The organism is Shewanella sp. MBTL60-007 (assembly GCF_019654915.1).
In the GTDB taxonomy this organism is placed as follows: Bacteria; Pseudomonadota; Gammaproteobacteria; order Enterobacterales; family Shewanellaceae; genus Shewanella.
The window spans coordinates 16,367-27,878 of the sequence record NZ_BPET01000068.1 but is presented as its reverse complement, the minus strand read 5'-3'; the positions used below and the strand labels follow the sequence as shown (position 1 = coordinate 27,878).

At 43.7% G+C, this 11,512-nt stretch carries 13 protein-coding genes; 6 read left to right on the top strand and 7 right to left on the bottom strand.

Features of this window, described 5'->3' with window-relative positions:
• Positions 1-13 precede the first annotated feature (13 nt).
• Positions 14-199 (top strand): DUF3545 family protein, encoded by a 186-nt coding sequence (locus tag K5Q92_RS20825; RefSeq protein ID WP_202720398.1) that lies wholly within the window; start codon positions 14-16, stop codon positions 197-199.
• 55 nt (positions 200-254) lie between these two features.
• Here K5Q92_RS20825 and K5Q92_RS20820 read toward each other — a convergent pair whose 3' ends face one another.
• Positions 255-794: a hemerythrin domain-containing protein gene (locus K5Q92_RS20820; protein WP_259649654.1), complete on the bottom strand. Its 540-nt coding sequence runs from the start codon at positions 792-794 to the stop codon at positions 255-257.
• Between the two features lie 238 nt (positions 795-1,032).
• On the opposite strand from K5Q92_RS20820, the gene nfo reads away from it, so the two are divergent.
• Positions 1,033-1,887: a deoxyribonuclease IV gene (gene nfo / locus K5Q92_RS20815; RefSeq protein WP_220770785.1), complete on the top strand. Its 855-nt coding sequence runs from the start codon at positions 1,033-1,035 to the stop codon at positions 1,885-1,887.
• Positions 1,888-1,914: 27 nt separating this feature from the next.
• Here nfo and K5Q92_RS20810 read toward each other — a convergent pair whose 3' ends face one another.
• The 4 genes from K5Q92_RS20810 to thrA all read right to left on the bottom strand — a co-directional run bounded on the left by K5Q92_RS20810 (position 1,915) and on the right by thrA (position 7,182).
• Positions 1,915-2,211, bottom strand: a complete 297-nt coding sequence (locus tag K5Q92_RS20810) for a hypothetical protein (protein WP_220770786.1) — start codon at positions 2,209-2,211, stop codon at positions 1,915-1,917.
• Between the two features lie 241 nt (positions 2,212-2,452).
• The gene (gene thrC, locus K5Q92_RS20805; protein WP_220770784.1) at positions 2,453-3,739 is read right to left on the bottom strand and encodes a threonine synthase; all 1,287 of its coding nucleotides are present in this window, start codon (positions 3,737-3,739) and stop codon (positions 2,453-2,455) included.
• A gap of 45 nt (positions 3,740-3,784) precedes the next feature.
• Positions 3,785-4,720: a homoserine kinase gene (gene thrB / locus K5Q92_RS20800; protein WP_220770783.1), complete on the bottom strand. Its 936-nt coding sequence runs from the start codon at positions 4,718-4,720 to the stop codon at positions 3,785-3,787.
• A complete protein-coding gene (thrA, locus tag K5Q92_RS20795) occupies positions 4,717-7,182 on the bottom strand; it encodes a bifunctional aspartate kinase/homoserine dehydrogenase I (RefSeq protein WP_220770782.1) in 2,466 nt (821 codons plus the stop codon). The genes thrB and thrA overlap by 4 nt, the downstream gene beginning before the upstream one ends.
• Positions 7,183-7,900: 718 nt before the next feature.
• Between thrA and slyD the strand changes: the two genes are divergently transcribed.
• On the top strand, positions 7,901-8,515 hold the full coding sequence (gene slyD, locus K5Q92_RS20790) for a peptidylprolyl isomerase (protein ID WP_220770781.1): 615 nt from the start codon (positions 7,901-7,903) through the stop codon (positions 8,513-8,515).
• A 131-nt stretch (positions 8,516-8,646) separates the two neighbouring features.
• A complete protein-coding gene (locus K5Q92_RS20785; protein WP_220770780.1) occupies positions 8,647-9,048 on the top strand; it encodes a hypothetical protein in 402 nt (133 codons plus the stop codon).
• Positions 9,049-9,079: 31 nt separating this feature from the next.
• Here K5Q92_RS20785 and trpR read toward each other — a convergent pair whose 3' ends face one another.
• A complete protein-coding gene (trpR, locus tag K5Q92_RS20780; RefSeq protein WP_220770779.1) occupies positions 9,080-9,355 on the bottom strand; it encodes a trp operon repressor in 276 nt (91 codons plus the stop codon).
• Positions 9,356-9,612: 257 nt separating this feature from the next.
• Between trpR and K5Q92_RS20775 the strand changes: the two genes are divergently transcribed.
• Positions 9,613-10,074 (top strand): cytochrome c, encoded by a 462-nt coding sequence (locus tag K5Q92_RS20775; RefSeq protein ID WP_220770778.1) that lies wholly within the window; start codon positions 9,613-9,615, stop codon positions 10,072-10,074.
• A 73-nt stretch (positions 10,075-10,147) separates the two neighbouring features.
• Here the strand turns inward: K5Q92_RS20775 and K5Q92_RS20770 are convergent, their stop codons facing one another.
• Positions 10,148-10,840 carry a cytochrome b/b6 domain-containing protein gene (locus K5Q92_RS20770; RefSeq protein WP_220770777.1) on the bottom strand — a complete coding sequence of 231 codons (693 nt, stop codon included), beginning with the start codon at positions 10,838-10,840 and terminating at the stop codon, positions 10,148-10,150.
• 309 nt (positions 10,841-11,149) lie between these two features.
• Between K5Q92_RS20770 and hpf the strand changes: the two genes are divergently transcribed.
• Positions 11,150-11,512, top strand: a complete 363-nt coding sequence (gene hpf / locus K5Q92_RS20765) for a ribosome hibernation-promoting factor, HPF/YfiA family (protein ID WP_220770776.1) — start codon at positions 11,150-11,152, stop codon at positions 11,510-11,512.

Genomic DNA, 11,512 nt, shown 5'->3' with positions numbered 1-11,512 from the left:
ACAGGAGGTTGCCATGAATCGACTCGATTATGGTAGTGCGCTAGATAACATTGTTGAGAAGCCAAGCCGCTCAAGAAGCTCCAATAAAAAGCGAAAATGGCGTGAAATTGAGGCTCTAAAAGAGAAGCACCGTTTACTCAAAGAACTTCAAGAGATGGATAATAGCTTTAACGGTGAGCTAGATACCCTCCTGATGTAACACAAAGATAAAAAGAGCGCTCAGCGCTCTTTTTAATTCTATTACTAGGTATCACCTATTCAGCCGTTTCTAAGTATTCCCTTAACTCTTCAAATAGTGCTGTGTCGTTTTCATTAAACAAAGGGTCATCAATCAAACGTGCTTTGCACATCGCCGCGACTGTTTTCCAGTCATCTTCGGTAATCACTTCATTCCACTTGGGAAATACCGTTGACTCTTCATATTCCATATGTGATTGCTGCATTCGCACATAGCTTTCGAGATCGGCCACTAGTTGCTCTTTCGATACAACAATATCATTTAAAATCAGATTTAATGTAGCCATTAGAGAAGCAGACGCCTCGCCTAACTTTGAGTGTTCCGAAGTCAGTTTCTCGTTAATATGTGCTCTACCAAGCTTGTTCCAGTAAAACTCTGAAATAACCTCTTCCAATGGGTGGTGGCTATGCTCAGCATAACTTTGCATATACTCCACTATATCTCGTACCACATTATAATTTATCGCTTCACCTGCAGCTAACTTAGTATATTTAGCCTTTAAAACCTTAAGCAAAATGGCAATATGCTTATGGTCATGCATGAGTCTCGCTAGCATAGTCATCTCCATCCTAATTCGCACCCACTATCTTCTATATTAGTAAACTGTATAAATAACGCCCAATATATCAAAGCACTCATAATGAAGTTAGTGATAAAGATCAACTTAATTTAGATTAACTAACAAACACTTGCATCCGACAAGTTCACTGACAATAAATATAAAAACTCAAGTACAGATCTCCCGTGGCATAATAACGATTTAACCAGCTTAAGCTCAGCAGGGACAAATATAGATGCAAGCCTCACACCTTATTGGAGCACATGTTAGCGCAGCAGGTGGCATAGCGAACGCTCCTCTCAACGCTGCCGCAATAGGCGCAAATGCGTTTGCTCTTTTCACCAAAAACCAGCGCCGCTGGCAAGCCGCCCCGTTAGATCCTAAACAGATAGAGCTATTTCAGCACAACTGTCATGAAGCAGACATTTCAACTAGGGCGATATTGCCCCATGATAGCTATCTTATTAACCTTGGACACCCAGACCCTGAACTACTCAATAAGTCACGTGAAGCTTTTTATGATGAAATGCAGCGCTGTGAAGAGATTGGCTTGCAGTTACTTAACTTTCATCCAGGTAGCCATCTACGTAAAATCTCCATCAATGACTGCCTAGCTAATATCAGCGAATCGATAAACCTCGCTCTTGATCGCACACAAAAGGTAACAGCTGTCATTGAAAACACCGCAGGGCAAGGTTCAAACCTTGGTCACAGCTTCGAGCAACTAGCACAGATCATTGATGGGGTAGAAGATAAGTCTAGAGTCGGTGTCTGTATCGATACCTGTCACCTATTTGCAGCAGGTTACGATATTCGTACTCAGGACACCTGTGCACAAACGTTCGAATTATTCGATAAGGTGATAGGCAACCGATACCTAAAGGCTATGCACTTAAATGACAGCAAGACGCCGCTTAACAGTCGAGTGGACCGTCATGAGTCTTTAGGGCAAGGAGAGATAGGCCAAGAGGCATTTGCTAGCCTCATGAAGTTAGAGGCCGTAAAAGGGATCCCACTGATCTTGGAGACTGTACGCCCAGAGCTATGGCAGGAAGAGATTAACTGGTTACGCTACCTTGCTAAACGCTAATAGCTACAATGTAGGCAGCGCTTTCAATTACATTAAACACTTATAGATCACAGCGACCACTTTTGTTGGTTCACCTAAATCTGACTGTAGCCATACGATATGAGTGCCTTTAAGCTCTTCGCCCTGCTTAATGGCACTAAGTCTTGCGTCAGCGAGTGCATTATCACCACGACCAAATCCCGTCACCATTGCGAAGCTGTCACAATGTGTCACCTCAAAGTCATAGGCCTCATTAATTCGATGGTACAGCTCAATATCTTCTGTTGCACAGCCCGTTAACAGGCTTATTAATAGAACACCCATGACAACACGTAACACAATCATTCCCTGCTTTTTAAAAACTGCGGCGCAAGATATAAAAATTCCCCAAACAAAATTGTGACACAGATCACAGGCAATCAGCTTTACCAAACACATTTGGTTACTCATGTTAAGAGATATCATTAAGCATCAAAGTGATGAAACTGCGCTTACAATACAACTGTATATTTAAATGGATACCCACAATTTACCAACAAAAAAAAGGAAGCTGTAACAGCTTCCTTTTTTTAGTAACGCTTTACTTTTATGCCGATAATATTTTGAATAAATGCGCTTTTAACCGATCAAAATCCGCAGGTAAAGCTGCCGATAGAATTGGCTTCGGTACAACTCTGGCTAATGGCTCTGGTAGTGGCAGGTCGATTTGCAAGATCTGTTCAACCACTTCATTAAACTTAGCTGGATGCGCAGTCGCTAGGAAGATCCCCTTCTCACCAGCACTCATTGTTTTCTTTAGTGCCAAGGCTGCAATTGCTGCATGGGGTTCAGACAGGTAGCCGGCATTATTTAATGCTTTTACAGAATCAGTTGTATCAACTTCAGAAACCCCTAATCCATGGATATCGCCTAATGACCAACCCATCGCCTCGACAATTGCTTCTACACGCGGCCAATTGCTAGGCTCGGCCACATCCATTGCATTAGACATAGTTGCCACCGTAGTCGCAGGTTGCCAATCACCACTATCTAGATAGCGAGGTACGGTATCATTACTGTTAGTCGCTGCCACGAAACGCTTTACGGGTAATCCCATAGCTTTAGCAAATAGACCCGCAGTTAGGTTGCCGAAGTTTCCACTCGGGACAGCTATGACAGGTTCGCCTTCATTGTGCTGTTTAAATTGAGCAACGGCCTCGAAGTAATAACAGATCTGAGCCAGTAATCGACTGATGTTAATCGAGTTTGCCGAGTTAAGGTGCAAGCCTTCTCTAATATCTAAGTCTTCAAATGACTGCTTAACCAAACTCTGACACGCATCAAAGTCAGACTCTACTGCAACCGTGTGAATATTGTTTCCTAAGGTAGTAAACATCTTCTCCTGTAGCAGGCTGATTTTGCCTTTTGGATACAGCACGACCACATTAATATTATCTAATCCATAGAAAGCATCGGCTACGGCAGCACCGGTATCGCCTGAGGTGGCGGTAAGAATGTTAATCTTCTCTGACTTTGCCAATTCATTTAAGCACTGCGCCATAAAGCGTGCGCCAAAGTCCTTAAAAGCTAGTGTTGGCCCATGAAATAGTTCAAGGCTATAAAGATTCGTGTCTGCCTTCACCAAAGGAAGCTCGAAGTTAAAAGCACGTTCGACTAATCTATCAACGGTGTCTTGGCCAAGTTCTGAGGCTAACCACGCACCGATAACTTTCTTGCTTCTTTCTACGAATGGTAATGCCAGCAAGCTATCAACATCTTGCAACTGCGGTATGACTTTCGGAAAAAACAGACCTCTGTCTTTGCCAAGACCTAACTTAACCGCTTCAGTAAAGCTCACCACCTGAGATGGATGCTTTAGGTTATACAACTCCATGACGACTTCCTTAAAATTCTGTTTATAGGGTCTAAGTTAACGCGCTTAATCGACTCGACGAGCCCCTTGTGTATCGATTCTGCAAATATGGGAGAAGCCTTTACCAGGCTCAACGTAATTTGCATCCAGCCATTGCTGCGCTTGTTTGGCCACATCAAGATCATCAGTGATACTAAACAGCGTCGGTCCGCTGCCTGAGATCCCAGTAGTCAAGATGCCTAATTCGGCTAAAGCCGCCTTCGCCTTTTGATAATTAGGGATTTCAGGCGCGCGATAGGGCTCGGCCAACACATCCTTTAATACTGAAATCGCCAACTCTGCATCTTGCTTATATGAAGCATGCACAAAAGCACTTAGGTAACGCCCAAAATCAACCGTGGTCTGCTTATCAAACTCGTTCGGCATCAACTGACGCATTTTTGAGGTCGATAACGAAATGCCTGGGTAGGCCACCACCCAATACCACTGCTTAAAATCAGGGATCGCTTCACAAACCGTTTTAGGGGTATCTAGCATCAGCTGCATACCACCTAAGTAACAAGGTGCAACATTATCATAATGGACTGAGCCGCTGATCTTACCTTCAAATTCGCCCATTAAACGCAGCAGTTCTTGCTCAGAGAAAGGCCGACCGAAGAAGTCGTTCAAGGCAGCTAAGGCAGCGACTACAGAGCTAGCACTGGAGCCTAGGCCACTACCTACCGGCAAATTCTTCTCTAGAGTCAACTTAAGACCCACATCTTTACCTAGATGGCTTAGGAAAAACTCTGCACACTGATAAACAATATTCTCTCGTTCATTTTGCGGAAGCTTGTTTGCCCAGTGGCCAGCAAGAACAAGTGATAGCCCCTGCTCGGCTGATTCAACTTTGACAGTATCGCCAAGCAAACTGCCATCAATAGGCGCCAAAGCCGCACCAAGCAGATCAAAACCTACGCCTACGTTGCCCATAGATGCTGGGGCATAAATAGTTACACTCATACGCCAACCTCACGAGTCCAATTTAAAGTACGCAATATATCGGCAAATGCTCCGGCAGCTGTCACATCGGTACCGGCGCCATAGCCTCGAAGCACGAATGGGATCGGCTGGTAGTAGCGACTATAGAAGGCCAGCGCATTCTCACCACCTTTTACGCTATACAATGGATCACTTGCATCGACTTCGGCAATCTTGACTTTACAGCCCTCATCATCAATCTGGCCTACATAACGCAATACCTTGCCTTGCGCCTTAGCCGCCTCGATTCGTTGTGCCACAGCAGAGTCTAAAGCAGGAAGATTTGCCATAAACTGCTCAACATCACCCGATGCGTCAAATGACTCAGGGAGCACAGACTCCACATGGATATCGCTAAGCTCAAGCTCCATCCCCACCTCTCGTGCAAGAATAAGCACCTTACGCGCAACATCCATACCGCTTAAGTCATCACGGGGATCGGGCTCGGTAAAACACTTATCTCTGGCGATCGAGGTTGCTTGAGACAGCGTCATGCCTTCATCCAACATTCCGAAGATATAAGACAGGCTACCCGACAAGATACCGTTAAAACGCAGTAATTTGTCACCAGCAAACAGTAACTTCTTCAGGTTATCGATTACCGGTAAACCAGCACCAACCGTAGTTTCATACAGGAACTGGCGACGCTGCTTAAGTGCTGTTTTTCTTAAATCTTGGTAATAAGCCATATCACGTGTGTTAGCCTTCTTATTTGGCGTCACCACGTGTAGGCCTGCATTCATCACATCAATATATTTGTTGGAGACCAGCTCACTCGAAGTGCAATCCACCAGCACAGGGTTGAGTAACTGCTGTTCTTTCGCCCATACCAACATTGCATCAAGATCAGCCGCTTGCTCACAATCGGCTAATACGCCCTGCCAGTTAGCTAAGTCGATACCTTGAGGATCTAATAACATCTTCTTAGAGTTAACGATGCCGCAGACACGAATGGCAATATGTTGTTCTTTTAACATGCTACGTTGCTGCTTTATCTGCTCAAGTAAACCAGCACCCACGTTGCCACAACCAACCAAGAACACATCTAAGTAGTGCTGTACGTCGAAGAAAGATTGATGACAAGCGGAGATAGCATGCTTAGTCTTACGCTGTTCAACAACCGCAGATATTGAACGCTCAGAAGACCCTTGCGCAATCGCTACGATGTTAACGGTTGCCTGAGCAAGCGCTTGAAAGAACTTAGCTGCCACGCCTTTATGGGTGCGCATACCATCGCCGATTAAGGAGACAATCGCTAAGTTATGGCGCATCTCAATAGGCTCTAAAATCTCACTTTTAAGCTCAAGCTCAAATTCCTGTTCTAGGGCAAACTTGGCTTTAATGGCATCTTCAGTGGCAACACAGAAGCTAATGCTGTATTCGGAAGAGCTTTGAGTGATCAAAGACACAGATACGCCCGAACGAGAAATCGCGCCGAGTGTTCGGCTGGCCATGCCAACCATACCTTTCATACCCGGACCCGATACATCAAACATAGTCTGGTCGTCGAGGTTAGAAATAGCTTTTACATTCAGTCCAGTTTCATCGGGCTTGTCTGACACCAATGTGCCTACAGCCTCCGGGTTGAAGGTATTACGGATATAACAAGGAATATGGTACTGGGCAATAGGGGCGACTGTCTTAGGGTGCAAAACCTTAGCTCCAAAATAGGAGACCTCCATCGCTTCTTGATAGCTTAACTGTGACAGCAATTTAGCATCAGCTACAACTCTTGGATCGGTATTATAGACACCATCGACATCGGTCCAGATCTCGCAGCAACTCGCACCAATACAAGCCGACAATACGGCTGCAGAATAATCGGAACCGTTACGGCCAAGAGTAACGATATTCCCCTGCGCATCACCAGCGGTAAAACCTGGCATCACCCAAACATCTGCTGCAGACAAATCTAAAGCATTAAAACGAAGCTTACTCGCTTCAATATCAACCGCAGATTCAAGGCGCGGACCATAACCCACCAGCAGAGACTCCGGCAGTAACAGATCGGCGCTATGGTTAAAGGATCTCATAACCTCGACCATTAGTGCCGATGATAACTTCTCACCACCGACCAAGATCTGCGCTTCAACGCTTTCAGGGCATTCACCCAGTAAGCTCATCCCCTCTAATTTACTGTGCCAAAAGCTAAGTTGCTGCTTGAGCTTATCGGCCAAAAGCACATTTTGTTCTGCACTTAAACTTGCCGCTGCAGCGCCATACAAATCATTAAATACTTTTTCAACCTTAGCTAGCACAGCGCGATAATCGCCACCACTAACGGCGACCTCAACCATCTCGATCAGGCCATTGGTTACCGTAGCTGGCGCGGATAAAACCACAGCAATTGAATCTGAATTAGCTGAATGATTAACAATCTCTGCAGCACCTTTAAAACGCTGCCAATTAGCGAGCGAGGTACCGCCAAACTTCATAACTTTCATTAAAAACTCCTTTTACCGCGCCACCTAAGAAACAAAAAAAAGCCCGCTCCTTTAGGGGGAGCGGGCTTGATATTTTGCTTATATCAGGTTGTGCTTAGCCCGCCCCCACGTTGGTAATCGTGGTGGTTGTAATAATGGTGGTGTTCATTAAAACGTGGCTAAACATAAAAATTCGTTATTATCCAAATGGATTAATCTGTGTTCTAACAGAATTGCCTTTTTCACGGGCAAGTGTCAACCCCTAATTACAAGTTTATTGTGATTAATCACCCTTGGAGCTAAATATCTAAGGTAAACCCTCATAAATATCCCTTTACAATCTCCCATGATAGCCATTACGCCAAATAAAGTGCTTACGCTTACGTAAACAAGAACCAAAAACCAACAAGTAAGAGGTTGATATAAAACAGATTCAGTTAACCGCTAACAACATAACATCGCTTATTTTGCCCCCGACTCAGCAGGAGCAATTACACCAGCCAAAAAGGTATTATTAACCAATTAACCCGAGTCCAATCACGAAAATAAACTTAAAGCACTCCGTTAGGTAGATTAGGACTAAAAGATAAAAAGAGCTTACATCTCAGATTCAAACCACACAGGCAGGCTCTATTTTTAGATAATAAAGATGTGGTTTAGGTAGCAGAAGTGCATTCATTCTATCGCAAATCCCTTTAAAGCAGGCTAGAATGCGCGCAAATTTCCGATTGGAGCCAATATGAAAATCACCGAAAAATGTGCTGTTAGCATCCATTACAGATTATCAGATGCGAAAGGTCAGCTTGTAGAAAGTTCTTTTGAAGGCGAGCCAATGATCTATCTGCATGGTGCAGAAAACATGATCCCAGGCTTAGAAGCTGCGCTTGAAGGCAAAGTACAAGGTGACATCCTTGATGTAACTGTTGATGCAGAACAAGGCTACGGCCCATATCATGACGGCCTTCGCCAAGAAGTCCCAATGTCAGCATTTGGCGACATCGAAGATATCGTTCCAGGTATGCGCTTTATTGCAGAGACTGAAATGGGCCAACGTCCAGTGCAGGTTACTGAAGTTAAGGACGATGTAGTCGTTGTTGACGGCAACCACCCACTTGCAGGTCAATCACTAGTCTTCAACGTTGAAGTACTTGAAGTACGCGCAGCGACTGAAGAAGAGATCGCTCATGGTCATATTCACGCACACGGCGGCGGATGTGGTGGCCATGGACACTCTCATGAAGGTGGCTGCTGTGGCGGCGATCACGGACACGAAGGCGGATGCTGCAGTGACGATGAAACAAAAGAAGCCAAAGAAGGCTGTGATGGTAACGGCGGCTGTGGCTGCAGACACTAAATTATTCTAGTTATTAAGAATAAATTTAAGCCCGTTTCACGAGTTAAAGTGAAACGGGCTTTTTTATGGTCTACACTATTCAAATTGAACAATTGAATTGCTCAGAAAATCTTTTTGCAAAGGAACTGCGAATGTTATCAAGACCCGTTTATGAAGCCCTACCATATACTTATATAGCTCTAGGCAGCATTAGCTTAATGATACTGGAGCAAACTTATGCCCAACTCTTCGCTGCGTTATTATTTTTATTAGGCAGTCGCATCGATGTGATGCGCTCGACTAATCGCCGTACCGACCCTCAAAAACGTCGAAGAAGGGGGAAACTGCCCGCATTTATCTACGAGCACACTCCATATCTGTACCTACTCATGGCACTATTACTACTTAAGCTCGACTCTAAACTTGCACCAATTGTTAGTATCACTCTATTGAGTTATGCACTTTATATCTTGCTGAGACGAACTATGCACCGCAAACATAAAACCGTCACTACGCAGCGACTACTGGATATTGGTAACACTCGTAATCGATAGCCGCCGCTACCAGACAAAGTAAATTGAGCCTCTATAAAATTAACTGCTTAATTTCCTCTCTTTGCTGCGCGCTCATATGCTTTAGGTAATTTGAGCAACGAGTAATGGTAGCAATGCTTATCTGGTATTCTTGAGCAATTTGGCGCTGACTCATTTCGCCTTGTAATAAGGTTTGAAAAACCTTTAATCGACCGGCAACGGCGCTACGCTCTTCCTCTGTGAGTAACAACTCAAACAAGACGATTAAATTCTGTAGATCTTGCTGCAATAAGATTTTCTCTAAAACCAAATCCCACTCTGCTCGCATTTCAACTCCTATTTACGACCATGGCTTACAACTATGAAGCACTATCACGCACTAGTACATCATTACACCGAGTGTAGCAAGAATCTAGGGGCACATACACACCTCCAATTTAATTAGCTTAGGCTGAATCAGGTAGATATAGACTGTATTTGTAACTAAGCGTAACTAAACTAAAAAACGATTGGATTCAGCTGGATAATTCTGGCTACAATGAGTCGATTAAGTTCACATAACACAATAAAAACGTGAGAACCGATATGAAAAAAACTCTAATAATGAGCATTAGCGCACTGCTTGCAACAGCAACATTGGCCACCAGCGCTCAGGCGAATAACTTTAAAGAAGCCGAAGATGCCGTCCACTACCGTCAATCAGCTTTTAGCTTGATTGCTTACAACTTTGGTGACATGGGCGCCATGCTAAAAGGTAAGAAAGATTTTAACGCTGAAGTTTTTGCTATGCGTGCTGACAACGTTGCCGCTTTATCTAAACTACCACTTGAAGGCTTCATCCCGGGCTCTGACAAAGGTGACACTGAAGCCTTAGCAAAAATTTGGAGTGATAAAGCTGACTTTGACGCCAAAATGAAAACCTTCCAAGAAAATGCAGCAATACTTGCTACTGTAGCAAATAGCGGCAATAAGAAAGACCTAAAGAAGGCTTTTGGCAATACAGGAAAAAGCTGTAAAGGTTGTCATGATATGTACAAGAAAGACTAAAGTTCTAGTCTGTTAAATAACAAAAAGCCTGTTTATACAGGCTTTTTTATATCTGTTGATACAAGGTGCACCATTAAAGCATATTGATCACTGGCAACATTAAATAATTGACGACAAGCCCGCCGATAACCACAACTAATACCAGCGCTTTTATCAAGGAAGCGAAACTCAGCTGTGTGGCTTTATCTGCTTCCAAGGTTGATGCTGGCAGCTTTTTATAACCGCTAAACATAGCCCCAAGAATTCTATCGCCTTTAACCATATGGACTAGCACTGCAACAACATGAATGGCAGCCAAAATCAAAATCAGATCAAAATTCTTTTTATGTAACCAAGTTAACTGGCTCGCAGTGTCCGAACTCACTAAAGAATATAGCGGACCTTCAGTAAAGATCTCATCAGTAGCAAATAACCCTGTTATAAGCTGAACACAAATCAGCGTGATAAGCGTGATAACCATATAGCCTCCAATCGGATTATGACCAACTGAAGCAGAGATCCCTTCACGTCGAGTTTTCGCGAGATAAGCGATCACTTTTTTTGGAGAATGGATAAAGTGACTGAAGCGCGATGTTTCGCTACCTATGATGCCCCAGATAAGCCGTACCCCGATTAACACCATCAAGCCATAAGCTAAAATCTGATGCCACTCCATCTCTCCCGCATCAGCTGTCCACCACAAACCACCTAGCAAACACAACAGTGCCCAGTGGAAAATCCTTGTCGGGATATCCCAGACTTTAACCTTGACTAAATTTTGTTCCATTATCAGCCGCTCTCGAAAAATAGTTAGTTTCAAGACGTCATTATAAAGCGGGAATTATGTGAGTGCTATGGGGTTATTTACACTAATAATTTCGACATTAGCGCTAAATAAGGGAGGACTTATCCAACCCAATATGACTTGGTTTTTCGCTGTTGACAAGGAAATTTGGCCAATTATTGGCTATATTTGTCTAAGTGATCAAATAAAAGGCGAACAGTACAAAACACCCATTAAAACGTGATTTAGATCACGACTTTCGCGACACAGGTTGGTAATCTGAACTCAAGGAAACAACAAAAGGTTCGACATATGATAAAGATTACGAGCAAACATTTCGAAGTTACTGAATCTATTCGCGAACGTATTGAGACCAGATTAGATAAATTAGCACGACACGATGTACAGCTAATTAATCCACACATTATTATACTACAGGAGAAACAAGGTTTTAAGATTGAAGCTTCTGTAGGCATACCAAGTGCCAAATTATTTGCCCAGGCGAAACACGATGACCTTTACGCAGCAATTAATGCAATGGGACAAAAGCTGGAGAAACAGCTAAATCGCCTGACTCATAAACCAGAAAGTCAACGTCACGCAGCACTTAAAGTAGAAGATGATGCCATTGATGACGACTTTGATGACAACTTAGAGGAGGAATACGCAGCTTGA